This is a genomic window from Bradyrhizobium sp. ARR65 (assembly GCF_000472385.1).
GTDB lineage: Bacteria > Pseudomonadota > Alphaproteobacteria > Rhizobiales > Xanthobacteraceae > Bradyrhizobium.
Window position 1 is genome coordinate 136,259 of sequence record NZ_AWZU01000015.1, and the last position, 23,277, is coordinate 159,535.

Consider the following 23,277-nt stretch of genomic DNA (forward strand, 5'->3'; position numbering starts at 1 on the left):
ACGAGCAGTGGAGCCTCGCAAGTGAACCCCGGCGGCCGCGTGCAGAGCAAAGGCACGACCGGACAGTCACAGTCGCGAGGCGCGACCAGGGGCTCGTCGCAAATGGCCCCTGGTGATCGTAGTACCGAGCCGCGCAGCAAATACTGAGCCATCCGCGCTCAATGCAGCGAGGACCCGTCAGTCACGTGCTGGCGGGTTCTTGCTTTTCACCGCCTCATACGAGTTGAGCCACCTTGTAGGCGATGCCGCCTTCGACCAGATAGCCGACCCCCACGCAGACGATGTCGTTGAGCCAAGCGTAGTCCTTCGCGCCCGTTTCAAACAGCGGGTTGGTGCGGAAATAATAGCGGGAGGGATCGACCTGGTATCGCTTCACGGGATCTGCAATGTCCGCACGGAGATCCGGCGGGACGATCCAGCGGCCGCCATAGGTCATCTGCACCAGCGCGCCATCATCGGTCTGCAGCGTCAGGCGGACGTCGAGCGCCATCGCGCCGTCGGCGCGAAACAGCGCCCAATCGCCGCCGCCGGCAAGCACCTTGCCGGATAGTCTTGGACCTGCGAACGACCCGCCCGCAGCGCCAAACAGAACGCGCCGGCCCAGCGGGCCCTCGCCGATATTGAGGCGCGGATTGAGGTCGATCACGACGTCGAGCAGGTGCGTCGTCGTGATGTCGCCGACAGCCTTGACGCGCGGATCCGGTTTCATGGGCATGCTCTCCAATTCCAGCGAGTCCAGCGAACGCGTTCGTCGAACTCGCGTCTTTCACATTGCGGCCGAAGCGGCGAGCCTGCCGAACAGCTTTTCGCGCACCGCATCCGTCGAAACGCCGGATTGCGCGCAAAGCGCGGAGAGATCGAAGAAGAAGCGCTCGCGCGCGATCAGGCCGTCCTTGAATTCGAATTGAATGAACACCGGCAGTTCGGCCTGCTCGCCGTTGGGTGTCACGCCGAAGCGCTCGCCGGTCATGGTCATGCGCACCGTGCCCCAGCAGATCAGGGCCTCGCCGTTGCTGGCATGACCCTCCAGCGTCACGCTGTAATCCGGAAACGACGCGAAGAATTTCGTCAGCACCTCGCGGTTCGCATCGAGCCCGCGCACCTTAGTGCCGAAGGCCGGCGTCTCCAGCACCATGTCGGGATGAAACAGCCTCATCGCCGCCGACAGGTCCTGCCGGCTCTTGGCGCTGGCAAGTGCCAGCGCTGGCTCGAACATGCGCTCGCCGTCCATGCACGCTCCGCCTTCCATGCAGCCGCATCAGCGCGTTAATGCATCCGATATGTTTTTTGCATACATCGTGTATGTAACATATCGAATGCCTCCAGAACGTCAAGCACTATGTTGTCCCCCATGCAGGAAACGACATCCGGACGAAGCCGACGGGACGAGTACACGGAAGCGACACGGCAGGCGCTGCTCGCAGCCGGCCGCGAGATCTTCACCAGGGAGGGCTATCAGGCCGCGGGCATCGAAGCGATCTCACGCGCCGCCAGGGTCACGCGCGGCGCCTTCTATCACCACTTCGAGGACAAGAAGGCGCTGTTCGACGCCGTGGTCGTCTTGATGCAGGCGGAAGCCGTCGCGAGCGTCGACGAGAAATCGAAGGGCCAGCGCAGGATCTGGGACCGGCTGTTCACCGGCATCGACGCCTATCTCGACGTCTGTCTCGAGCCGACCTATCGGCGCATCGTCATATCCGAAGCGCCCGGCGTGCTTGGGAACAAGCGTTTTCAGGAGATCGAAGAGGCCTACCCGATGGCGCTGCTGCTGGCCTCAATGAACGCGCTCAAGCGCGACGGCGAGCTTCATTTCGAGGACGTCGATCTGCTCGGCCGCATGGTCGACGCCATGATCTGCAAGATGGCGCTGATGCTGCCGGAGGCGGACAACCCGAAGAGGATGCGCGAGCGCGGACGCAAGATCATCGCCAGCCTGCTCGACTCCTTCCGCCGGACGTAACGCGCGACGCGCATCCTCCTCGCAGCCAGCCTCAGGGCGGCCCGCCGCCTTACGCAGAATTAATTCCGCCGAAAGCACAAATTAATCCGCCCGACAGGACGCGGTAAGGGCCAAAGCGTTACGTCTCCAAGCAAGGCCACGGGGCTCAAGCATTACTTGGAGATTTCGCGATGACAGAAGGCAAGGAACATCCAATTCGTCAGATACTATCCACCCGGCGGCTCGCGCTCCTTGGCTCGGCTGCAGTGCTCGGCTCCGCCTTGGTGCTGGGCGGCCCTCTCAGCAACGGCCATTTCGCCGAACCAGCGTTCGCCGCGACGCAAGCGGCGCAGCAAGGGCCGACCGGCTTTGCCGACCTTGTCGCCAAGGTAAAGCCGGCGGTGATTTCCGTGCGCGTGAAGGTCGACCAAAGCGCCACCGACAACATGCTCGGCCAGAACAGCAACGAGCTCGTGCCCTTCGAAGGCACGCCATTTGAAAAATTCTTCCGTCAATACGGCTTCGATGGCAATCCGAAAGGGCTGCAGCGCCATCAGGTCATCACCGGAGTCGGTTCCGGATTCTTCATTTCAGCCGACGGCTATGCCGTGACCAACAACCACGTGGTTGACCACGCCACGTCGGTCCAGGTCACGACGGACGACGGCACGATCTACGACGCGAAGGTCATCGGCACCGATCCGAAGACCGATCTTGCGCTGATCAAAGTGGACGGCAAAGGCAAGGATTTTGCTTACGCCAATTTCGAGGATCAGAAGCCGCGCGTTGGCGACTGGGTGGTCGCCGTCGGCAACCCCTACGGCCTCGGCGGCACCGTGACCGCCGGCATCATCTCGGCCGAAGGCCGCGAAATCGGCGCCGGTCCTTATGACGACTACATCCAGATCGACGCGCCCATCAACAAGGGCAATTCGGGCGGCCCGACCTTCGACACCAACGGCAACGTGATCGGCGTCAACACCGCGATCTATTCGCCCACCGGCGGATCGGTCGGCATCGGCTTTGATATCCCGGCGCAGACCGCGAAGGCCGTGATCGCCCAGCTCAAGGAGCACGGCTCCGTGACGCGCGCCTATATTGGCGTGCAGGTGCAGCCGGTCACCGCCGGCATTGCCGAAAGCCTTGGGCTGAAGAAGGCTGAAGGCGCGCTGGTCGACGAAGCCCAGCCGGATACGCCGGCGGCAAAGGCCGGCATCCAGGCGGGCGACGTCATCACGGCGGTCAACGGCACGGCGGTCAAGGACTCGCGCGATCTCGCGCGCCAGATCTCGACCATGGCGCCCGGCTCCACGGCAAAGCTCGACATCCTGCGCAAGGGTGAGTCGAAGACCATCGAAGTGACGCTTGCGACCATGCCGAACCAGAAGCAGGCCAATGCAGGCAATCACGAAGACTTCTCCGGCCCCGGCGTGCCACACCTCGGCCTCTCGGTCGCACCGGCGGGCGAAGTCGCCGGTGCCGGCGGCAAGGGTCTGGTGGTCACCGAGGTCGATCCGGATGGCAAGGCCGCCGAGCACGGCTTCCAGTCCGGCGACGTGATCCTCGAAGTGGCCGGCAAGAGCGTGTCCTCTGCAAGCGAGCTGCGCCAGGCGCTGGCCGATGCCAAGAGCCAGGGCAAGCATGACGTGCTGATGCGGGTGAAGACCGCCGACAACACTCACTTCGTCGCCATGCCGATCGGTTGATCCCGGCTTAGGCGGCAAGGGCCCGCCGCCCGCGCGTTCTCCAGGCGCGGCGGCGGGCGCTCTTTTCTTGCGGTCAGGGTGACGGTGATAGTTCGGAGTCTGCCTCAATCCAATCGGATCAATCTACAGTTTCACCGGGAACAGATGATTGAGCCCGACCAAAACAATCAACAGCACAATGCCGAGACCGAGGCTGTAGCCGATCAGCTTCTTCTCGATCGGCAGCAGCGGCTCGCCGGCATTGCTTCCCTCTTCGACTTTTACACCAGACGACGACATCGAAATCTCCTTAGCTCGCGAGCGGCGGCTTGAACCCGGCGAAGAACAGCCACGAGATCAACAAGCCGACCCAGATCACGAAGCCGAACAGCGAGACGAGGTAGACCACAGCAAGCTTGCCGAAGCCATCCTGCCAAAGCTTGCGGAAATCCGACAGCACGCCGATCGAGAAGAAGGTCAGGATGAAGAAGATCACGCGGAACACGTTCGCCTCGCCCGCGGCCGCCGGCAGCGCCCTGGCGATGTCAGGCGTAGTGCCGAGCGCAAGCCATAGCGAGATCGCGAATACCCCGACAAAGCCGAGGATGAATTTGGGGAAGCGCTCCCAGATCTCGCCGGCCTTCGCCTTGTCCGCGCGCTTGTCGATATGGTTGGTCCAGATATAGCCGAGGATGAAAGCCCAGACGCCGATGAAGATGTCGATGAACACCTTGACGGTCGCGGTCGTCGCCAAAATCCAGCCCGGCTGATACTTCACGCCTTCCGCGGCCGCTTTCGCCAGGATCAGCGATTCCGTGATGCCGCCGGCGGCGACCGCAGCGCCATCGGTCTTCACTGCAAGCCCCATCCAGGCGCCCGCGACCAGCGGCTCCTGCCACAGGAACGCCTGTGCCAGAAACGGCAGGATCAAGACCTCGACCACCGCGAACACCACGACGAGCGAGGACACCAGGACCGGCACCGCGGGACGCGCGCGAATGGCGCCGCCGGTGGCAATCGCCGCGGCAACGCCGCAGATCGAAATGCCCGACGCGAGCGGCACCGACCATTCGCGGGAAAAGCCGAACCATTTGCGCGCGACGAAATAGACCACCGACCAATAAATCAGATAGGCCTCGATGATCGCGGCAACGCCGCGCAAGAGGATCGAGGAGGCGAGGTTGAGCCGTCCCGCGGCGGTGACCGCAACCGTCGCTCCCAGGATCACGATCGCTATCTTGATGTAGAGCTCGGGACGGATCGCCTCCTTCAGCCATTCCGCAAAGCGCGGAAACAAATTGGCGATCACGAGGCCGGACAACAGCGCCACCACGAAGCCCCCCTCGTTGGTGAGCTTGAGCGACCAGGAAATGCCGAATTTTTGCTGCTCCGCTGGGGTCACGGCCGCGATATGCGCGTAGCTGCCGACGACCCAGCTCGCATAGGCGATGGCGAACACGACGGTGAAGGCAATAGCGAATTTCTTCACGTCGGCGCCGAGCGCCGCCACGCCCGCGCTGAGCACGACCAGCAGCGCGGCATAGGTCGCAAGCAGCGCGCCCACGCCGCCGAGCCCCGCATACGCCTTGGCTACGGGTGCGAGCGCGGCGGTGATGTCGGTATAAACGGACGTCGTCACCGCCCAGCCCAGGAGATCGCGACCGCTGAGGCTGAACAGCGCCAGCGCGAACACAAGCACGCCGATGACGACCGCAAGCCAGTCTTCACTTAAATTCTCCTTCGAGGCGGCCGTCGTGGCCGACTTCACCGCAATGTCCGACATCGTGATCCCCAGCAGAACAGGCGCAAAAAGCGCCGTGAAAATCGATGCCGTCTATGAAATCACGCACGGCGAAACAGACAATCTCACAGAATTTCTTTCTTCATCGAAGCAGGAGAATGAACCTGCTGGCGAATGGGAGCCGACAGAGGGGAGTTTCTTTTTTAGGTCTCTTGCGGCAGCTTGTGGCTCAGACGCCGTCATTCCGGGGCACGCGAAGCGTGAACCCGGAATCTCGAGATTCCGGTTCGATGCTGACGCATTGCCCCGGAATGACGGTGCCCGGACCAGCCGATTCATCGAAAAGGGACACCCCAAAAAAGCTGACGCCCGGCCGCCGTTTATGGCACAACACCTCCGCATCCTGCCGATCCGCGAGGAGACAAAATGCCCGCGCCGAAGCCACCAGCGTTTGAAACCTTGAGCCTGCACGCAGGCCAGCATCCGGATCCCACGACCGGCGCCCGTGCGGTGCCGATCTATCAGACGACATCCTATGTGTTTGACGATTCGGATCACGCGGCGGCATTGTTCAATCTGGAGCGCGCCGGGCACATCTACACCCGCATTTCCAATCCGACCACGGCCGTGCTCGAGGAGCGGCTGGCAGCGCTGGAGAACGGCGTCGGCGCGATCTGCACCGCAAGCGGCATGGCGGCAATGCACCTTGCGATCGCCACACTGCTCAATGCCGGCGACCATATCGTCGCCTCGGCATCCCTCTATGGCGGCACCATCAACCTGCTGGCACATACGCTGCCGCGCTTCGGCATCACCACGAGCTTTGTCAAGCCGCGCGACCTCGAAGCGTTTCGCACCGCCATCAAGCCGAACACAAAACTCGTGATCGCCGAGACCATCGGCAATCCCGGGCTTGAAGTGCTCGACATTCCCGCCGTCGCGGCCATCGCGCATGACGCAAAGATCCCGCTCCTCATCGACAACACCTTCGCGACGCCTTACCTCAGCCGCCCGGCCGAGCATGGCGCGGATATCGTCATGCATTCCGTGACAAAATGGCTCGGCGGCCACGGCATTGCGATCGGAGGCGCCATCATCGACGGCGGCAACTTCGACTGGCGCGCTTCCGGAAAATTTCCCCTGCTCACCGAGCCCTATGCCGGCTATCACGGCATCGTCTTTGACGAACAGTTCGGAGCCGCCGCCTTCATTATGCGCGCGCGCACGGAGGGCTTGCGCGATTTCGGTGCTTGCCTGTCGCCGACCAACGCATTCCAACTGTTGCAAGGGGTCGAGACGCTGCCGGTCCGCATGGAGCGGCACATGCAAAACACCCACGCCGTGCTTGATGCGCTGAAGAGCAACAAGGCGGTCGAATGGGTGCTGCACCCTGCGCTGGAGGACCACCCGGACTATCAATTGGCAAAGCGGTTGCTGCCACGCGGCGCCGGCTCGATCGTCAGCTTCGGCATCAAGGGCGGCCGCGCCGCGGGACGCAAATTTATTGAATCGCTGCGGATGATCAGCCATCTCGCCAATGTCGGCGACGCCAAAACTTTGGTCATTCACCCCGCCTCGACCACGCATCAGCAGATGGATGCCGAGCAGTTGAAGGTCGCCGGCATCGGCGAAGAGTTGGTGCGGCTCTCGGTCGGCATTGAAGCCGCGCAAGACATCATCGACGATCTCTCCTTCGCGCTGCGCGCCTCGCAAAAGGTTTGAGCCATGAATTTGTCCGTCAACGGCGTCGATGCCTTCGTTGCGACCGGCGGCCGCGAATTCGATGCCAAGCAACCGGCCATTGTCCTGATCCATGGCGCAGGCTTCGATCATTCGACCTGGGCACTGCACAGCCGCTGGTTCGCCCATCATGGATTTTCCGTGCTGGTGCCGGATCTACCTGGACACGGCCGTTCGGCAGGCCCGCCCCTGAAAAGCATCACCGCGATGGCGGACTGGATCGCGGGCCTGCTGACTGCGGCCGGCGCGGCCAAGGCGCATCTGATCGGTCACTCCATGGGCTCGCTGATCGCGTTGGAGACTTCGGCGCGGCATCCGGACAAAGTTCCGGCGCTCAGCCTGATCGGCACGGCAGCCACCATGACCGTCGGCCCCGACCTTCTGAAGGCGGCGGAGGCCAACGATCCGGCGGCGATCGATATGGTCTCGATCTGGGGCCTGGGTTTTGCCGCAGAACTCGGCGGCAGCCTCGCACCCGGTTTGTGGATGCATGGCGGCGCGCAACGCGTGCTGCAGCATTGCGCGCCGGGCGTGCTGTATGCCGATCTCAACGCCTGCAACTCATATCAGGATGCGCTCACGGCGGCAGCAAAAGTCAGCGTGCCGACCACCGTCATTCTCGGCGAGCGAGACATGATGACACCCGCCAAGGCCGGCAAGGCGCTCGCGGCAGCGATCCCCAACGCACGTACCATCGTGCTCCCGGGCGCAGGCCATATGCTGATGACCGAGCGCCCCGACGAGTTGCTGGCGGCCCTCACAGGATGAGAGATGAGACGGGGCGGGTCACAGTCCCGCTCCCTTGGCGATCGCTGCCGCGAAGGAGCGGTCGACAATGGCCGATGCTTCCAACTTCTGCCTGATCAGCCCGGAGCGGACATAAAGATCGATCGTCTGCTGCTCGCCGGCCACGACACTGTCGTCGATCGGCGTGATCCGGATCTTTGCACGCGACAGCCAATTTACCGCGACCGCCGGCGGGATGTTCATCAGCTTGCCCCAGGACTCGGCGTAACCATTGACATTGCCAAGCGACCATGCCCGCGCGGCGGCGAGACGCCGGACGAAATCCGCAAGCGCGTCGCGCTTGTCTCTGATGGCCTCCGGCCTGGCGACCTCGAAGCTTAGGCCTGGTGTTAGCCCTTCGCCTGTCATGATGCGGCGGGACTTGAACAACACCTCCTCCTGGCTGACATAGGGTTCCCAGGTCGACCAGGCATCGACCGAGCCTTGGCTATAGGCGACCTTGGCGTCGGACGGCGCGAGGAAAACGATCTTCACATCGCTCGCCGTCCATCCCTTTGCTTCCAGCGCGGCAAGGATGAGCTGATGGCCGATCGAGCCACGGCCGGTCGCGATCTTCTTGCCCTTCAAATCGTCGAAGCTTTTGATCGGCGATTTCTCAGGAACGAGAATCGCAAGCCCCTCCCTGGATTGCCTGATTGCCGCGATCGCCTTCACCGCGATGTTGGCGGCGGCAGCAAAGGTGAAAGGCGCATCGCCGACCAGACCCGTGTCGATCGCCCCTGCCCCGAGCGCTTCGAGCAGGGGTGCCGCGGCCGCAAACTCCTTCCACTCGATCTTGTAGGGAACATCCTTCAACACGCCCGCCGCTTCCATGACGGCCTGCGAATTTCCCTTCTGATCGCCGACGCGCAGCAAAGTTTGCGCGCCGGCGACACTGCCAGCCCCAACGAAGAGCGCAACGGCAACCACAAACCGGATCATTCCGCGGCCAGCCCCTTCGCAGCCTGCCGGTCCGCGATCAGCTTGCGCGTCAACGGGATCAGCTCGCGGCCATACTCGATGGCATCGATCAGCGGATCAAAGCCGCGGATCAGGAAATGGCTGATACCAAGATCGTAGTAGTCGCCGAACACTTCGGCGACCTGCTCGGGCGTGCCGACCAGCGCGGTGGTATTGCTGTTGGCGCCGGTGAGCTTGGCGATCTCGGTCCACAGGCGCTTGTCGATCCGCTTGCCCTGGTCGGCTAGTGCAAGCAGGCGCCGCGCGCCGGCGGTGGCATGGCCGTCCGCGGGCTTGCGATAGCCGGTCTGGTCCTGCAGCCGCGTGGCCTGTTCCAGAATGGCCTCGGCCTTGGCCCAGGCTTTTTCCTCGGTGTCGGCAAGGATCGGCCGCACCGACAGGCTGAACCGCGGGGTCGGCCTGCCATGCTTGACTGCCGCGTTGTGAACGCGCGACGTCACATCCCGCACCTGGGCATAGGACTCGCCCCACAGTGCGAAAGTGTCGGCATGCTTGCCGGCAACCTCGATGGCCGAATCGGAGGCACCGCCAAAGTAGATCCTGATGCCTTCCGAACGATAGGGCTTGACCTGCGAGAACGCGTTTTGGACCTGGTAGTATTTTCCCGCGTAGTTGAATGGCTTGTCGCTGGTCCATTCGGCCCGCACGATGTCCAGGAATTCGCTGGTACGCGCGTAGCGCTCGTCCTTGTCATCGAGCGTGTTGCCGTCCTGCCGCAGCTCCTTGGCATTGCCGCCGGTGATGACATGCAAGGCGACTCGGCCCTTGGAGAATTGGTCGAGCACCGCGAATTGACGCGCGAGCAGGGTCGGCGCCGTGAAGCCGGGCCGCTGCGCGATCAGCACGTTGAGCCGCTCGGTCACGGAGAGCACGTGCTGGGCGACCTGCAGGCTGTCGGGCGTGGTCGAATGAAACGCGAGCAGCGCGCGATCGAAGCCCGCGTTCTCATGCGCCTTCGCTAGCGTCTCGATATGGGTCGGATCGAGCACCGGCCCCTGGCGGACGATCGTCTCCGATGAGTTGTTGTTGCTGATATAGCCGATGAACTCGATTGACATGGTGATCTCCGGTTTGATGCTCTTCAAAGGCCGAGCGCGGCCCGGCCGAGGCTGACGCGCGTCGCGTCGTCCTGCGGGGTGTGAACCCGCCCACACAGCACATCGCGAAAATGCCGCTCCAGCGGATTGGCGCGCGTGAGGCCATGATTGCTGGTCAGCGACAGCGCATCTTCGACCACTGCCACCGCATTATTGGTCACGGTCAGCTTGATCACGTTGGCTTCGGCCGCGTTGAGCAGAACACCGTCATCGAAATCGACCGCAAAACTGTCGATCAGGCGCGCGTTCACGGCGAGCCGCGCTTCAATGCCGCCCAGGATTTCCTGCGTGCGCGGCAGGTTCGCAAGCGGCGCGCCGAGATTGGCCGGTACGCGCTCGTGCAGAAACCTGATCAGCCACTCCCGTGCGGCGCGGGCGACGCCGTCATAGATTGCTGCGATGAAGATCGCGTGGACGGTTGCTTGCGTGAAATCCGGCGTGGCCCAGTCTTCCGGCTTTCGCACGTCGATTTCGTAGTCGAGCGGAAAAGCGACGTCCTCGAAGATCACGTCATGGCTGCCCGAGGCACGCAAGCCCAGATGGTCCCAGGTCTGCTCAATGCGCGTGCCCGGCAGGGCGGCCGGAACCAGGAACAGGCCGACGCGCACCTCCGGCTCGTCGGTCCTGGCCCACACCGCGTACCATTTCAGGATCGGCGCGCCGGTCGAATAGATCTTGCGGCCCGTGAGTCGCCAGGCCGTTTCGGTGCGCCGCGCGATGGTGGCGGGCAGTCCGCCGCGCGAGGGCGAACCCAGCTCCGGCTCGACACGAAGCGCATTGATGAGCGCGATGCCGTCGACGGTCTCCTTGGCAAGCTTGCGCGCAAGCCGGCCGGGCCAGCGCGTGCTTTTGGCCATCACCAAATGCTGGATGTAATGCATCGATAGCACCAGCGCGGTCGACGGATCGGCCTTGCCGAAAACGCCGAGGATGCGCGCCGCGTCGCGGGCGCCGGCGCCCAGTCCGCCAAGCGCCGCCGGCACCGTCAGCGCCAGCAGCCCCGCCTCGGAGAGGTCCTTGAAATTCTCGAACGGAAAGCTCGCCTCGCGATCATGCGCGCCTGCCCGCTCCGCAAAGCGCGCGGCAAGCTCCGAGGCCCGTTCAAAGAGATCGGGCTCGGGCGGCTGTGCGCGCTCGCTTGCGGCGACGGTCCCAAGCACCCTCACCATGTCGCCTCCAATCCGAGCAGGCCAAGAATCTGCCGGCGCAGGCCCGCCAGATAAGGATCGCCGCGATGACGCGGATAAGGACGCTCGACCGCTATATCGGCCTTGATCCGCGCCGGCCGCTCGCTGAGCACGATGACGCGATTGGCAAGGACCAGCGCCTCCTCCGCATCATGCGTAACCAGCAGTGTGGTAAAGCCCTTACGCTGCCAAAGCGCGACAAGCTCGGCCTGCATGGTAATGCGCGTCAGCGAATCCAGCTTGCCGAGCGGCTCGTCGAGAATGAGGATCTTTGGATCGTTGACCAGCGCCCGCGCGAGCGCGGCGCGCTGTGCCATGCCGCCGGACAGTTGATGCGGATAGGCGTTGCGGAACGTCGACAACCCGACCAGCTCGAGCGCATCGTCGACCCGCTGCCGGTGATGCTTCAGGATGCCTTGCGCCTCCAGACCGAGCGCGACATTGTCCCAGACCGGCCGCCATGGAAACAGCGTCGGATCCTGGAACACCACCACGCGCGACGGATTGGGCGCGGTGATGCGGGTCTCGTCCTCGCGCAACACGCCGGACCGGGGCCGCTCCAGGCCGGCGACGAGCCGCAACAACGTGGACTTGCCGCAGCCCGACGGCCCAAGCAGCGCGACGAATTCGCCGGGCTCGATGACGAGGTTCACCTCCTGCAGCACCGGCAGCGCTGCGCCATCGATATCGAAGGCATGGCTGACGTTCTCGACGTCGAGTCCCGCGCCCGCGGCGGGATAGGTGATCGCTTCGGCGGCCGCTACCATTTGACCACTCCCTTCTGCCAAACCAACAGCCGGTCGCGGGTCCAGAACAATAGCGTGATCGCGCCCGAGCACAGCAACGACATCACGATCAGCGCGGCATACATGTTGGCGTAGGCGGCCCAGCCTTGCGCCCATTGCAGATACCAGCCAAGCCCCGCCTTGACGCCGATCATCTCGGCGACCACCAGCACCGCGAAGGACGAGCCGAGCCCCATGAACAGGCCGACGAAGACATGCGGCAACGCGGCCGGAATCGCCACTTTCAACACCAGGAACGACGGCTTGGCGCCGAGCGTGCGCGCGACGTCGTAATAGGCACTGCTGACGCTTGCGACGCCCGACCAGGTCAGCACGGTGACGGGAAACCCGGTCGCCAGCGCGATCAAGAAGGTCGAGGCGCTCCAGCTCGAAGGAAAGGTGAAGAAGGCGATCGGCAGCCAGGCGGTTGCCGGCAGCGGTCCGATGAAGCGCAGCACCGGATGTACCCAATAGCCGACCCTGCGCGACCACCCGATCGATACGCCGGTGATAAAACCAAGCGCGGCGCCGATCAGATAGCCGCCGAGCTGCAGCTTGACCGAAGCAAACACGCTGTCGAAAAGTTTCGGCAGATCGTCGGTATAGACCTCGATGATGGCTTGCGGCGGCGGGAAGAACGGCAGCGGCAGCCACGCGAATTTCGCGGTGGCCACCTCCCACAGTGCGAAGTAGAGCCCGAGCGCCAAGAGCCATGGCGCGCGGATCCGCAAGGCACGGCCGGCGCCGCCGAGATAGTCGGCGGAGAACGTGCCGAGCAGCACGACGGCCGCGACCACGAAGGCGCCGATGCCGAGCGAATGCGTGCGCGACCAATCGCCGACATCTTCCCACAACAGGCACGACAGGCCGAACGCGACCCACGCCGCACTCGCGGCGACACCCGGGCCGGATACGCGCAGGAAGTCCCGCAACCCCTGCGTCGCAGTTTCGGGGGGGCCGGCGCCCGTCTCAGACAGAGAATAGGTCGACATAGATACGCTCCGCGAATTTGGCGGTGTCGGTCGAGGGCTTGAACACCGAGATCACCTTCAGATCATCCGCATAGGATTTGAGCTCGCGCTTGAGCACCTCGCCGACGGGATGATGGTGGTGGGTGTGATAGCACCATGCCTTCGAGATCGGCGAGCGTCGCCGCCTTCGGCGCATAGGGCTGGAAGGATTTAGCCGCCAATTGCGGATTTTGCGACGTGAACATCGCCGCATCGAGCAGCGCCTGCGTCACCGCGCGCGCCACCTGCGGCTCGTCGCGCACAAGGCTGCCGCGAAGGCCGACGATGCAGCAGGTCTTGTCGCGGTACTCACCGTCGAGATTGGAAGCAACCTCCTTATAGGCGGCATCCTTCAGCCACAGATAAGCCAACGGATCGGATGAGAGGAAAGCGTGCACCTCGCCCTTTTCGACCGCCACATTAAGGAGGTTTCCGGGATAAGCGCGCCAATCGACCTCTTTGTTGGGATCGATGCCGAGTTTGGCGAGCTGGATCGAGAAGAAATTCTTGTCAGGTCCGGCGAGGTCGCCGACCGCAACGATCTTGCCTTTGAGATCGGCGAGCTTGCCTACGCCGGAATCGGCTCGCGTCAGCACGCGCATGCAGCCGCCATGCGTGCCGGCGGCGATCTTGACGTCAAACCCCTGCTCCAGCGGTTTGAGCCAGCGCAGCGCCATGCCAAGCCCGGCATCGCTCTTGCCGGTCGCGATCGCCTCCAGGAGCTGATCGGTTGAACCTGAGTAATTGACGAGCTCGACGTCGAGATTTTGCTTTTGGAAGAAGCCGTGATCGATCGCAACGGGGAGCGGAGCTAGGCACACCGCGCCGGCATTCCACGACAATTTCAGTTTGCGTGGCGCGCCGGTCAGAGCTGGCGCATCGGACGATGTCTTGCAGAGCGGAAATTGTGAGAAGTCAGTCGCGGGTCGCATGGCGCGCGGCGAAAACGCCTGCGCGCCGATCGCACCGGCCGGCAGGGCCATGGCCGCAGCAAGGCCGGCACGCAGCACCGCGCGGCGATCGAGCGGCGATCCGCCGCGATTTTCGTCATTAGACATTTCAGTACCTCGCATTGGACAAAGCTCCGCCATTGCGCGCGAACGCCTTCGCGTTGCGCGCCTTGAAACCAAGAAGCTTCGTTCAGAGTAAGTGGTCCGCCTGGCGGCTTCTCGCCGATCAGTTCAACACGCAAATGATGCGGTGCGATCGCATCATCGTCAATGAAATGGAATTTCGAATGTTCCGCGTCGGCGATTGATTGTCTCCACCGCCGCCCACAATGGCGATGAAAGGATTTTCGAGCCTTACCGGCGCGATCTCGCGATTCGCTGCGCATTTAGTTGCATGGGTCTTCAGCAGCCGGGTAACTCGCGGATATCGCTTTCTAACGCGCATGCCGATGGCGACACATTCGTTGTTCGCGTCGACGCCAATTCGGTTAGTCATTTCATTGACTGCACGAGGCCGGCTCATAGACTCCCTACACGTTCCTCATCATGTCACGACGACATGCGGCAGACAGGCATGGACAATGAGCCCACGCGGTAAATGGACGATCCAATCGAACTCAACTGCGCGCAACGCCATCGCTGCGCTGCTTGCCGCGGCGCTCTCGCTGTGCATAGCCATCGCCGCATTTGCGGCCGACGGCATTGTGCTTCGGGTCGGCGACCAGAAGGGCGGCAATCGCTCGCTGCTGGAAATTTCCGGCCTTGCAAAGGACTTGCCGTACAAAATCCAGTGGTCGGAATTCCCCGCCGCCGCGCCCATTCTCGAAGCGCTCAACGCCGGCGCGCTCGACGTCGGCTATACCGGTGATCTCGCTTTTCTCTCCGTCTACGCCACCGGCGCGCCGATCAAGGCGGTCGGAGGCACGCGCTCCGATCCCAGGACTCAGGCGATCCTGGTCCGCCAGGATTCGCCAATAAAGTCGGCTGCCGACCTCAGGGGAAAGCGCGTTGCGGGTACACGCGGCGGCTGGGGCCAGTTCCTGATTGACGCGACGCTGGAGAAGGACGGAGGCAAGATAGAGGACGCAATCTTCGCGCCGCTTGACCCCGTTGACGCCAAGATCGCGCTGCTTGCAGGCTCGATCGATGCCTGGGCGGTGTGGGAGCCCTATGTCTCCTTTGCCAAGTTGAGGGACAATGCGCGCGTCGTCGCTGATGGCGCGGGGCTGACGCCGACGATCACCTTCATCGTGGCTTCGGACAGCGCGATCGCGACCAAACGCGAGGCGGTGGCCGATCTCGTGCAGCGCTTGAACAAGGCGCGACTGTGGTCACTCGACCATCTCGCGGAGTACGCCAGGAACACAGCCGAGCTGACGAGGCTGCCCGAGGACGTGTTACTTGCGGCCTACACGGCACAACACACCAGCCCGATTGCGATCGACGACGACATCATCAAGGAGGTGCAGCAGGCATCCGATCGCGCGACGCGCTACGGCATTCTGAGCAAACAGCTCGACATCGGCAAAGCCGTGGACCGCAGCTTCACGGCGGCCGGCAGCTCGGATTAGTGAGGCACTCCATACGCTCGAGCAAGGACTGGCTCATGCCGCACGCGCAGCGTCCCATCTTCGTCCTGGACGTCGACGACGAGCCACGATTCGCATTCGAGGCCGACTGCCTGTCGCAGGCAGAGGAATTTTCCGGCGCAGCCTGGTTTGCGCGCGCGATTGCCGAGTTCTACATGAGCAAACGCGAAGAATGGAACGACAATCCAACCTCACGAACCCGCTCGGCGTCCGATGCCGAGCTTTCGCTCTATCGCGAGATCGCCGAGGAGTTTTCCGAACACGCGAATTGTTTCTTTGTTGTGCATCTTCGTGACCTGCCTCCGATCAACTTTGCCGAGTCGTTGGGAACACGCCCCTGACCGCTTCGTTGTCGGGCACTTGCCCAGCAATGGAGAACATCGATGAAGAAGACGCTCATCGTCGCGGCCGCGGTGCTGCTTGGAACCGGGCCTTTTGCCAATGCGGCGGAAAAGGGAGCATCGAGCATGTCACCCGGTCACGAGATGCAAAACTCGACGACCGACACCGGCAAGGGCGCATCGGAATATAGCCCCGGCGATCGCATGCAGGACAAGAACACCACCGGGATGTCGCGTGGCTCCAGCAAAGGCGCCTCCGAATATTCGCCCGGCGACCGTATGAACGATCAGCGCAACATGAACGACCAGCGCGAGAAATAAGCCGGATTTGACCGGCCGCTGAGAGCCCGCCGGCCGTGCCGGCGGGCTTTTTGTGACCAAGCTTGTTTGCAAGGCCTATTTGAACGTGAGCCGCTCCCGTTCAGCCAGATCCTTGACATGATCGATGAGGGCACGCGCCCGGCCGCCAAGCCATCTTCGGAGCCCTTGCCGACTGTCGCGCCCCTTGCGAACAGATTTGCGGCGGTGAGATGCCGATGAAGCTACGCCGAAGGCGGCGTCCGTCAGGTCGAAGCCTGCAGGGGAGTGAGCACTGGCGGAGAGAGTGTCCGCCAAAAAAATGTAAGAGACGCCCATTTTATGGGATCGATAGCACGCACCGTTTGGCTACATACACTCATACATACACCACGAACTCGCATCCAGCGTGCGGACGGATCTTAGCCCGCGAACCACAGACGGCTAGCAGGCGAAGCTGGCGCTCAGGCGTAAGCGTGCATTACCGCGAGGCCCTGAGTTTGGACCGACCCTTATCCCGCCGCGCGAGTTCCTGTACGGCCGCCGGCTTATTCGGAAGTGCGCAACGGCGACCATCGCGTGGACAAGAGGGCTCTGCGTGTTGTTGAAGTCTTGTCGACGGTAGACGGCAGCCTGGCTGGTCGGCATGCCGACCTTCCAGACTCGGGTTTGGCTGCGGAGGCCCGGAGCAGCTGCCTGAGAAAACGGTACAACCCAACCTCACCGGACTTCATCTAACTCGCGTTTCGGATGCCACGAGGCGGGATCTGCGATCCAGCGGTTGATGTCGGATTCATGCCATCCAGTCCCGTTGGTGCTGATCTTGAGCTGAGCCGGGAACGTACCGTCGGCGATCTTGCGGTAGATAGTGGACCGGGACAGCCCGGTCCGGGAAAGGACAGTTTTCAAACGGATGATACGGTCTGGTTCGCGCATGGCTGCGCTGCCTCCTGCTCGCTGTTTCTGACGAGGTCTGAGACTAGACAGGGCAGGCCGTCGCGGGCGCGCAAGAGAGTTTTTGGCGTCGCCGTACTCTGGCGAAGGATCGGCGGTAAATCGGATGGGTCAAATTCCGAGGCCGCGGCCTCTGCCAAGGTCGATGCCGAGGCTGAAGGCGAGTTCGAGGCCGAGCCGGCGGCCTGACTCAAACGCAATGCCGAGCTCGATCTTGCGGTTGGCGAGGATGGATTCCAGTTGCGGTTCGCGTTCAAGGCCTCTCGCCATGTCGCCCATCGCCGAGCGCGTGGCCTTATAGCCGGACATGTCGCCCGCCTGATACTGGCGCAGGCTGGCCTGATCGAGGTTCTGCCAGCGCTCCACGAAGCGATCGGCGAGGCGGCTCGGATTGGTCCGCAGCTCGGTTTCGAACTGGAGTGCGCGGACGGCGCGGCTGACCTGGCCGCCAGCCACCTCGCGGGCCAGCTCCGGGTTCTTCTTGTAGGCGGCTTCGGCGTCACGCGAGCCATAGGGTCGCAGCTCCTCGAAACCCTTGCGGGCCTGCTGCAATTCCTTGACCTGCTCGGGACTTGCCTTGCCACCCATCTCCTGGGCCTCGAAGATCGCATCGACGGCGCGGGCATGGCGCAGGAGCGCTCGGGTGCGCAGGCGACGCAATTCCTTTTCTGGGTCTTCCGCCACCTTCCTTTCCGGCGCTTGGGTTTCGCGCCGCGGGTCGGTCTGCATACCGCTCCTTTCCCTTCCCGGCGTTTCCCGCTCCGGCCTCCGTCCGCCGTCCGGGTCGGCCACATCCGAAGGAGCGCGAAGGCCGTCGAGCACGCCGCGCAGCTTTTCCGGTACGACCTTGCGCACAATCTCGGCCACGCGCTCGCGGAAGGTGATCCCACGCCGCTCGGCGTAGCTCTGGACCGGATCGGCACGATCATAGTCCGAGGCCATGTCCTTGGCCCGGTCGCGCGACAGGGTGCGGACAAGGCGACCCTCGCCCGCAAAATCGTCGCAGCCATAATGCAGCTCCATGCCGTCGCGGTGCCGCGAGAGGGCGACATAGCTCGCATGGGCATCCATCCCCGGGGTCGCCAGCACATGGGTCCGGTCCACCGTCATGCCCTGCGCCTTGTGGATGGTCGCGGCATAGCCATGGTCGATCCGGTTATAGTCCTTGAGGTCGAAGGCAACGGATCGGCCATCGTCGGTCTGCACGGTCATGGAATGCGCGCTGACCTGTTCGATGGTCCCGAGCGTGCCGTTCTTCACGCCAAGGCCGCGCTCATTTTGCAGGAACATGATGCGGTCTCCGCTGGCAAAGCTTCGCTCGCCGCGCTCGACCGTCACACGCACCTCATCGCCCAGATCGCCGGCGGCCCGCATCCGCTCGCGCGCGGCCTCGTTAAGCGCCCGGACTTCGTCGTTGGTGTGGGTGAGGATGATCCGGCTCTGGTCGGGCGAGGCCTGCCGCTCGCGGTCCCAGCGCTCGATCAGATCGCCGCGCGCCTCTTCGCGGGTCGGGGCCTCATGCACCATGCCGTGCGCGCGATAGGCTCCAAGCGCCTGGTCGATTTTGCCAGTCGCCAGATCACGCGTGGCGTCGCGCTGCCAGTCCTGGCGCTGACGGCGCACCTCGCCGATTTCCGCCCCGCCGTGACGCTCATGGATCGACCGGAACGCCGCGCCCGCTTCTATTGCTTGCAACTGCTGCGGATCCCCGACCAGCACGACCTTTGCGCCGGCCGCTGCCGCATGGGACAGCACGCGCTCCAGCTGCCGCGTGCCGACCATGCCGGCCTCATCGATCACCAGGACATCGCTGTTCGTGAGCAGGTCACGGCCCTGTCCCCAGCCGTGCTCCAGGCTGGCAATGGTGCGGGAGGGTATGCCCGATCCGCTTTCGAGATTTTCCGCCGCGATGCCGGACAGCGCCGCACCCCGGACCTCATAGCCCGCCGATTCCCAGACGTCCCGTGCCACCCCCAGCAGCGCGCTCTTTCCCGTTCCGGCATGGCCGACCACAATGCCTAGATCGCGCCCGTCCGTGATATGCGCCAGCGCGTCAGCCTGCTCGCCGGACAGAACAAGACCGCGTGCTTCCGCACGCGCCACCGCCGCTTGCCTTTCGGCGTCGTTCACCTCATGTCGTTCCCATTCCGCCATGAGTCTGGCAGCATGGTGCAGACGCCGTTCGGCCTGGATCATGTCGCGGGTGGTAAAGCGGTCCTCGCCGCGAGCATCCTGGCCGAGCTCGACCAGATCGGGCGCGCCGCGCATCGCGCCCATCACCGCATTGAACTGGTCGATCCCGTCACTGTGCCGATGCGCAAACTTCGCCATGTCGCGCTGTGTGAACGTCGATTGCTGCTGGGTGATCGCGTCCAGGCCAAGGGAAGGATCCGCAATGATCCTCTCGCCATTGCCGCGCGCGATCTCGCGGTGCATCTCGGCGCGGTCGGCGGCATCGAACCCTTCACCCTCGATCCGCTGTGCCGACGCGCCGACTTGGCTTTGCGGCTCAAGCGCAATGCCTTGTGCTTCCAGGCTGCGATGGTCGATACGGGCGTCGATGTCGAGTTCGGCCAGGCGCTCGTTGGCTATCTCCGCCCAGCGCCTTCGCCAGCGCTCGACCAACTCGGTGCGGTTCCAGTCCCGCACCTTCGGGCCAAAACCGCTCTCGTCCACCGCGCGCATGGTCAGCATGACATGGGCATGGGGTTTAGGCATGCCGTCGTCGGCCACGTCCCAATGCACATTGAGATCGGCGATCATGCCCCGATCGACGAATTCGCTACGAACGAAGTCGCGGGCCAGTTCGATGCCCTGGGCCTGCGTCAATTCGCGCGGGATGGCGAATTCGACCTCGCGGGCAAGCTGGGCATCTTTCCGGACTTCGAACGTCTCGACATCGTTCCAGAGCCGTTCGCGGTCGCTCCATGCCTCCGGCGCATTTTCGGGCAGCATCACCTCGGAATGGACGACGCCGCGCTTTCCGGAAAAATCGTGGCTGCGATCAAGCCGCTCGTCGCGCAGCCGCGAGCCCGACCGGTAGGCAGCAGAGGCCACCGCGCTGGAGCCAGACTTGCGGCCAATGACCTTGACGTGAAGATGATAGATCGCCATCGCGATCAGATCAGTGGCACAGCGAAGCGCACGTCGGAACGACGTATAAGCGCGCCCTCCCTCGAAAAATTCTCGGGCGGGATTACACCGTCTCAAACCGTCCCGGCGACCTTACAGCATTATGCCCAAGGCTCAACTATCATCGCTCCATCAACATTGGTGGAGGACGTGATGCGCAAGCCGCGGGATTTCGACGGAGAACTGAAAGCGCTTCAGGACAAGGCCCGCGACCTCAAGAGCCGCAAAGTGCAGCAGCTCGGCGAACTGGTCATTGCAACCGGAGCCGACGCGCTCAGTGCCGACGAACTAGCAGGCGCGCTGATCGTGCTGGCCGAGACGAAGGACGCCGCAAAACGGGAGGCATGGGCGAAACGCGGTGCCACGTTTTTCCAAGGGCGGTCGCGGCGATCTGCTCCAGCACCTGGGCGCGACGCTGGCGGCGTTGCGGCGCAACCGGGCGGCGCGCAACCGGCATCAGGCCGCAAGGGCGCGGCATGACATGCGCTCGTGGCAGGTCGAGCGCCGCAAGCGCACGCGGCATCTCATTGAACTCGGCGGCCTCATCGTGAAAGCTGGACTCGTCAACCTAACCGGCGATGATCGCGCCACCATCCTTGGCGCGCTGCTTTGGATGGCCGACAAGCTCGAGAGCGATCAAGGCGAACGGGCACGAGCGCTCTGGGCCGCAAAGGGGAAGCAGGCGTTCGATGCGGACCCGGCAACACACAAGGGGACAGATTAGCTTGCCAACTACGGTTAGATGAATGATCGCAAAGAATATCGCGGGCCGCCTTCGCTCTCGTGCCTGTCACCAGAAGAGCCCGGAGCTCGCTAGAGCTCCGGGCAATAGGCAGAAGGGGGCCTCTAGCTAGGGGCGCCCGCCAACGCTTGCGCCGGCGACGAGCAGAAGGTCCTTCTCCTTGATCTCCGTCAACTACGACATGTGCTCACGGCAGAAGCCTATCATCTGCGGCTGGGCTAAATTAGCGCGCTTCTGTTCAGTGAAGGCGCACGGCACTTCGCCCCATTTCGGATGAAGCTTTGCAGCACGGCTGCCAAAGGCCACGGCCTTTGCTTCTAGAGGATGTCCTCGACCTGGACGGAGGAGATATTCGCGTCCTCTGAGATGATGATTTCTTTCGAACACTTGGCGATGACCTAGCCGTGCTCGTCGAGCACGCTAGATCGCCGGAGTGAAACCAGCCGCCTTGGCTTTGATTGCGATGGATGTCTTTAGGCTGTCCAAGGTCGCATCCCGGTGCCGAGCATAGCTTCTTTTATCGTGGTCGCGACCCGAACCAATGACTTAGCGTGAGGCCAGCAACGAGATGGTGCTAGCACATGCAATCAGTAGCAAGGTTGAAGCGGCCTATCGTCGCGGCGATTTGCTTGAGAAGCGCTGCACTGGGCGAAATTCTGCGCCTCCAAGACAGCCGTTGTAGGGATTCCCGAACACCAGGACGACGCGCGCAGCTTTGTGGTCGCATAGTGGCAAGGCCGACGACCGCGCACTGCCAATATCCGCCTATTCAAACCGGCCGGGCTTTGATGTACCCTCTCCTTGTTGTACAGCCGCGAGGGGAAATCCAGTGGCTACGATTACCGAGTGGCTGGCCTCGCTCGGATTGTCTGAGTATGCGGGCCGTTTTGCCGAAAACGACATCGATATCGACGTTCTCCCCGAGCTAACGGATCGCGACCTGGAACAGCTGGGCGTTTCGCTGGGGCATCGTCGGAAGATTTTGCGCGCGATTCGGGATATTGGCACCACCACGACCGCCACGGTTCAGTCCGCAGCCGCGCCCGAGCCGAAGCAAGAGCATGATGCCGAGCGAGAGCATGATGCCGAGCGCCGCCATGTGACGGTGATGTTCACCGATCTCGTCGGCTCGACTGCACTCTCCGCCCGCATGGACCCGGAGGATTTGCGCGAGGTCATCTCGGCGTATCAGAAATGCGTAGCCAAGACAGTGCGGCGCTTCGACGGCTTCGTGGCGAAATACATGGGTGATGGGGTCCTGGTGTATTTTGGCTACCCCAAGGCTCACGAGGACGATGCTGAACGCGCCGTGCGGGCGGGACTGGAGCTGACCGCGGCCGTGAGGGCGCTCAAGACCCGCGCCCTGCTGCAAACTCGCGTCGGCATTGCAACCGGCCTCGTCGTGGTCGGTGACATCATTGGGTCCGGGGAAGCCCAGGAACGTGGGATCGTCGGCGAGACGCCGAACCTCGCCGCACGCCTGCAGGGAATCGCGGAGCCGGACAGCGTCGTGATCAGCGAAGGCACACGAAAGCTGCTCGGCGATCTCTTTGAGCTCATTGATCTCGGGGCCAAGGAGCTGAAGGGCCTTGCCGGACCGACGCGGGCCTGGGCAGTGCTGCGGGGCAGCTCCATTGAGAGCCGTTTCGAGGCCTTGCACTCAGGCCGGACGACGCCGCTCGTCGGTCGGACTGAGGAGTTCGAGTTGCTGCTGCGACGCTGGCAGCAGGCCAAGTCCGGCCAAGGACGCGTGGTGGTCCTCGCCGGCGAGGCGGGCATCGGCAAATCTCGCATTGCGGCTGCGCTCCAGGCGCATCTACAAGGCGATTCGCACACCCGGCTGCGCCATTTTTGCTCTCCGCATCACCAGGACACCGCGTTGCACCCAGTGATCGGCCAGCTTGAAAGGGCCGCTGGCTTCACGCGCGACGACACGGTCCAGGAGAAGCTCACCAAGCTGGAAGCCGTGCTAGTCCAATCCGATGCGCCGCCTGAGGAAATCGGCCTCATTGCCGCGTTGCTGTCGATCTCGAGCGCTGAGCGCTACCCTGTTCCCGAGCTGAGCCCGCAAAAGCGCAAGGAGAAGACCCTGGCAGCCCTGCTGGCGCAGCTGGAGCGGCTGGCGGCGCGCCAACCCATGCTGCTCGTTTACGAGGATGTGCACTGGATCGATCCAACGACGCTGGAAATCCTGACGCTCGTGATAGAGCGCGTGCAATATTTGCCGGTGCTGTTGCTGATCACGGCACGGCCGGAGTTCAAGCCGCCATGGCCTGCCTACGCGCATGTGACCAACGTGGCGCTCGGGCGCATCGGCCGAG

Annotated in this window: 23 protein-coding genes and 2 pseudogenes; 11 read left to right on the top strand and 14 right to left on the bottom strand. The window is 63.4% G+C overall.

Features of this window, described 5'->3' with window-relative positions; all coding sequences use genetic code 11:
• Positions 1–214: 214 nt before the first annotated feature.
• Together F758_RS0118375 and F758_RS0118380 are read right to left on the bottom strand one after the other, a co-directional pair.
• Positions 215–709: a DUF3237 domain-containing protein gene (locus F758_RS0118375; RefSeq protein ID WP_024509236.1), complete on the bottom strand. Its 495-nt coding sequence runs from the start codon at positions 707–709 to the stop codon at positions 215–217.
• A 57-nt stretch (positions 710–766) separates the two neighbouring features.
• Positions 767–1,231, bottom strand: coding sequence for an ester cyclase (locus F758_RS0118380; RefSeq protein ID WP_024509237.1), 465 nt, complete (start codon positions 1,229–1,231; stop codon positions 767–769).
• A gap of 120 nt (positions 1,232–1,351) precedes the next feature.
• Between F758_RS0118380 and F758_RS0118385 the strand changes: the two genes are divergently transcribed.
• Both F758_RS0118385 and F758_RS0118390 read left to right on the top strand, forming a co-directional pair.
• Positions 1,352–1,960: a TetR/AcrR family transcriptional regulator gene (locus F758_RS0118385; protein WP_024509238.1), complete on the top strand. Its 609-nt coding sequence runs from the start codon at positions 1,352–1,354 to the stop codon at positions 1,958–1,960.
• 170 nt (positions 1,961–2,130) lie between these two features.
• Positions 2,131–3,645, top strand: a complete 1,515-nt coding sequence (locus F758_RS0118390; RefSeq protein WP_024509239.1) for a Do family serine endopeptidase — start codon at positions 2,131–2,133, stop codon at positions 3,643–3,645.
• Between the two features lie 123 nt (positions 3,646–3,768).
• Here the strand turns inward: F758_RS0118390 and F758_RS50870 are convergent, their stop codons facing one another.
• Positions 3,769–3,924 (bottom strand): hypothetical protein, encoded by a 156-nt coding sequence (locus F758_RS50870; protein ID WP_198026525.1) that lies wholly within the window; start codon positions 3,922–3,924, stop codon positions 3,769–3,771.
• Between the two features lie 10 nt (positions 3,925–3,934).
• Positions 3,935–5,407, bottom strand: coding sequence for a putative sulfate exporter family transporter (locus F758_RS0118400; RefSeq protein ID WP_024509240.1), 1,473 nt, complete (start codon positions 5,405–5,407; stop codon positions 3,935–3,937).
• Here F758_RS0118400 and F758_RS49645 point away from each other — a divergent pair.
• Genes F758_RS49645 through F758_RS0118410 form a run of 3 tightly spaced genes read left to right on the top strand, consistent with a single transcriptional unit; the run spans position 5,379 to position 7,873 of the window.
• Positions 5,379–5,828, top strand: coding sequence for a hypothetical protein (locus F758_RS49645; protein WP_157450055.1), 450 nt, complete (start codon positions 5,379–5,381; stop codon positions 5,826–5,828). The two genes, F758_RS0118400 and F758_RS49645, sit on opposite strands and share 29 nt — an antisense overlap.
• Positions 5,792–7,087: an O-acetylhomoserine aminocarboxypropyltransferase gene (locus tag F758_RS0118405; protein WP_024509241.1), complete on the top strand. Its 1,296-nt coding sequence runs from the start codon at positions 5,792–5,794 to the stop codon at positions 7,085–7,087. Before F758_RS49645 ends, F758_RS0118405 begins: the two co-directional genes overlap by 37 nt.
• 3 nt (positions 7,088–7,090) lie before the next feature.
• Positions 7,091–7,873, top strand: a complete 783-nt coding sequence (locus F758_RS0118410) for an alpha/beta fold hydrolase (protein WP_024509242.1) — start codon at positions 7,091–7,093, stop codon at positions 7,871–7,873.
• Between the two features lie 18 nt (positions 7,874–7,891).
• Here the strand turns inward: F758_RS0118410 and F758_RS0118415 are convergent, their stop codons facing one another.
• The 7 genes and pseudogenes from F758_RS0118415 to F758_RS49650 form a co-directional block, all read right to left on the bottom strand.
• Positions 7,892–8,833, bottom strand: a complete 942-nt coding sequence (locus F758_RS0118415; RefSeq protein ID WP_024509243.1) for an ABC transporter substrate-binding protein — start codon at positions 8,831–8,833, stop codon at positions 7,892–7,894.
• Entirely contained in the window at positions 8,830–9,930 is a 1,101-nt protein-coding gene (locus F758_RS0118420) for an LLM class flavin-dependent oxidoreductase (RefSeq protein WP_024509244.1), read from the bottom strand. Before F758_RS0118420 ends, F758_RS0118415 begins: the two co-directional genes overlap by 4 nt.
• Positions 9,931–9,953: 23 nt before the next feature.
• Positions 9,954–11,138 carry an acyl-CoA dehydrogenase family protein gene (locus F758_RS0118425; protein WP_024509245.1) on the bottom strand — a complete coding sequence of 395 codons (1,185 nt, stop codon included), beginning with the start codon at positions 11,136–11,138 and terminating at the stop codon, positions 9,954–9,956.
• On the bottom strand, positions 11,132–11,923 hold the full coding sequence (locus F758_RS0118430; RefSeq protein WP_024509246.1) for an ABC transporter ATP-binding protein: 792 nt from the start codon (positions 11,921–11,923) through the stop codon (positions 11,132–11,134). The genes F758_RS0118425 and F758_RS0118430 overlap by 7 nt, the downstream gene beginning before the upstream one ends.
• Positions 11,917–12,933, bottom strand: a complete 1,017-nt coding sequence (locus F758_RS0118435; RefSeq protein WP_024509247.1) for an ABC transporter permease — start codon at positions 12,931–12,933, stop codon at positions 11,917–11,919. Before F758_RS0118435 ends, F758_RS0118430 begins: the two co-directional genes overlap by 7 nt.
• Positions 12,911–14,009 (bottom strand): annotated as a pseudogene (locus F758_RS44190) (ABC transporter substrate-binding protein). Before F758_RS44190 ends, F758_RS0118435 begins: the two are co-directional and overlap by 23 nt.
• A gap of 118 nt (positions 14,010–14,127) precedes the next feature.
• On the bottom strand, positions 14,128–14,397 hold the full coding sequence (locus F758_RS49650) for a hypothetical protein (protein ID WP_157450056.1): 270 nt from the start codon (positions 14,395–14,397) through the stop codon (positions 14,128–14,130).
• An 85-nt stretch (positions 14,398–14,482) separates the two neighbouring features.
• On the opposite strand from F758_RS49650, the gene F758_RS0118450 reads away from it, so the two are divergent.
• The 3 genes from F758_RS0118450 to F758_RS0118460 are packed head-to-tail and all read left to right on the top strand — an operon-like array spanning position 14,483 to position 16,152.
• Complete coding sequence (locus F758_RS0118450; RefSeq protein WP_024509249.1) at positions 14,483–15,472, top strand: ABC transporter substrate-binding protein; 990 nt, start codon at positions 14,483–14,485, stop codon at positions 15,470–15,472.
• Positions 15,473–15,507: 35 nt separating this feature from the next.
• Complete coding sequence (locus F758_RS0118455) at positions 15,508–15,831, top strand: hypothetical protein (RefSeq protein WP_024509250.1); 324 nt, start codon at positions 15,508–15,510, stop codon at positions 15,829–15,831.
• 42 nt (positions 15,832–15,873) lie between these two features.
• Positions 15,874–16,152, top strand: a complete 279-nt coding sequence (locus F758_RS0118460; protein WP_024509251.1) for a hypothetical protein — start codon at positions 15,874–15,876, stop codon at positions 16,150–16,152.
• A gap of 696 nt (positions 16,153–16,848) precedes the next feature.
• Here the strand turns inward: F758_RS0118460 and F758_RS47910 are convergent.
• Both F758_RS47910 and traA read right to left on the bottom strand, forming a co-directional pair.
• The gene (locus F758_RS47910; RefSeq protein ID WP_084305495.1) at positions 16,849–17,064 is read right to left on the bottom strand and encodes a helix-turn-helix transcriptional regulator; all 216 of its coding nucleotides are present in this window, start codon (positions 17,062–17,064) and stop codon (positions 16,849–16,851) included.
• A 129-nt stretch (positions 17,065–17,193) separates the two neighbouring features.
• Complete coding sequence (gene traA / locus F758_RS0118465; RefSeq protein ID WP_024509252.1) at positions 17,194–20,196, bottom strand: Ti-type conjugative transfer relaxase TraA; 3,003 nt, start codon at positions 20,194–20,196, stop codon at positions 17,194–17,196.
• A gap of 171 nt (positions 20,197–20,367) precedes the next feature.
• On the opposite strand from traA, the gene F758_RS0118470 reads away from it, so the two are divergent.
• Positions 20,368–20,694 (top strand): conjugal transfer protein TraD, encoded by a 327-nt coding sequence (locus tag F758_RS0118470; RefSeq protein WP_024509253.1) that lies wholly within the window; start codon positions 20,368–20,370, stop codon positions 20,692–20,694.
• Position 20,695: 1 nt separating this feature from the next.
• Complete coding sequence (locus F758_RS0118475) at positions 20,696–20,938, top strand: conjugal transfer protein TraD (protein WP_024509254.1); 243 nt, start codon at positions 20,696–20,698, stop codon at positions 20,936–20,938.
• A gap of 195 nt (positions 20,939–21,133) precedes the next feature.
• Here the strand turns inward: F758_RS0118475 and F758_RS51895 are convergent.
• Positions 21,134–21,404 (bottom strand): annotated as a pseudogene (locus F758_RS51895) (acyl-CoA synthetase); the annotation flags it as partial.
• A 381-nt stretch (positions 21,405–21,785) separates the two neighbouring features.
• Here F758_RS51895 and F758_RS0118480 point away from each other — a divergent pair.
• Positions 21,786–23,277, top strand: a 1,492-nt coding sequence (locus F758_RS0118480; protein WP_024509255.1) for an adenylate/guanylate cyclase domain-containing protein, incomplete at its 3' end; no start/stop codon positions are given.

Coding starts and splice junctions, on each gene's coding strand:
- F758_RS0118375 (WP_024509236.1), bottom strand. CDS start 709: ATGAAACCGGATCCGCGCGTCAAGGCTGTCGGCGACATCACGACGACG.
- F758_RS0118380 (WP_024509237.1), bottom strand. CDS start 1,231: ATGGACGGCGAGCGCATGTTCGAGCCAGCGCTGGCACTTGCCAGCGCC.
- F758_RS0118385 (WP_024509238.1), top strand. CDS start 1,352: ATGCAGGAAACGACATCCGGACGAAGCCGACGGGACGAGTACACGGAA.
- F758_RS0118390 (WP_024509239.1), top strand. CDS start 2,131: ATGACAGAAGGCAAGGAACATCCAATTCGTCAGATACTATCCACCCGG.
- F758_RS50870 (WP_198026525.1), bottom strand. CDS start 3,924: ATGTCGTCGTCTGGTGTAAAAGTCGAAGAGGGAAGCAATGCCGGCGAG.
- F758_RS0118400 (WP_024509240.1), bottom strand. CDS start 5,407: ATGTCGGACATTGCGGTGAAGTCGGCCACGACGGCCGCCTCGAAGGAG.
- F758_RS0118405 (WP_024509241.1), top strand. CDS start 5,792: ATGCCCGCGCCGAAGCCACCAGCGTTTGAAACCTTGAGCCTGCACGCA.
- F758_RS0118410 (WP_024509242.1), top strand. CDS start 7,091: ATGAATTTGTCCGTCAACGGCGTCGATGCCTTCGTTGCGACCGGCGGC.
- F758_RS0118415 (WP_024509243.1), bottom strand. CDS start 8,833: ATGATCCGGTTTGTGGTTGCCGTTGCGCTCTTCGTTGGGGCTGGCAGT.
- F758_RS0118420 (WP_024509244.1), bottom strand. CDS start 9,930: ATGTCAATCGAGTTCATCGGCTATATCAGCAACAACAACTCATCGGAG.
- F758_RS0118425 (WP_024509245.1), bottom strand. CDS start 11,138: ATGGTGAGGGTGCTTGGGACCGTCGCCGCAAGCGAGCGCGCACAGCCG.
- F758_RS0118430 (WP_024509246.1), bottom strand. CDS start 11,923: ATGGTAGCGGCCGCCGAAGCGATCACCTATCCCGCCGCGGGCGCGGGA.
- F758_RS0118435 (WP_024509247.1), bottom strand. CDS start 12,933: ATGTCGACCTATTCTCTGTCTGAGACGGGCGCCGGCCCCCCCGAAACT.
- F758_RS49650 (WP_157450056.1), bottom strand. CDS start 14,397: ATGACTAACCGAATTGGCGTCGACGCGAACAACGAATGTGTCGCCATC.
- F758_RS0118450 (WP_024509249.1), top strand. CDS start 14,483: ATGAGCCCACGCGGTAAATGGACGATCCAATCGAACTCAACTGCGCGC.
- F758_RS0118455 (WP_024509250.1), top strand. CDS start 15,508: ATGCCGCACGCGCAGCGTCCCATCTTCGTCCTGGACGTCGACGACGAG.
- F758_RS0118460 (WP_024509251.1), top strand. CDS start 15,874: ATGAAGAAGACGCTCATCGTCGCGGCCGCGGTGCTGCTTGGAACCGGG.
- F758_RS47910 (WP_084305495.1), bottom strand. CDS start 17,064: ATGCGCGAACCAGACCGTATCATCCGTTTGAAAACTGTCCTTTCCCGG.
- traA (WP_024509252.1), bottom strand. CDS start 20,196: ATGGCGATCTATCATCTTCACGTCAAGGTCATTGGCCGCAAGTCTGGC.
- F758_RS0118470 (WP_024509253.1), top strand. CDS start 20,368: ATGCGCAAGCCGCGGGATTTCGACGGAGAACTGAAAGCGCTTCAGGAC.
- F758_RS0118475 (WP_024509254.1), top strand. CDS start 20,696: ATGCGCTCGTGGCAGGTCGAGCGCCGCAAGCGCACGCGGCATCTCATT.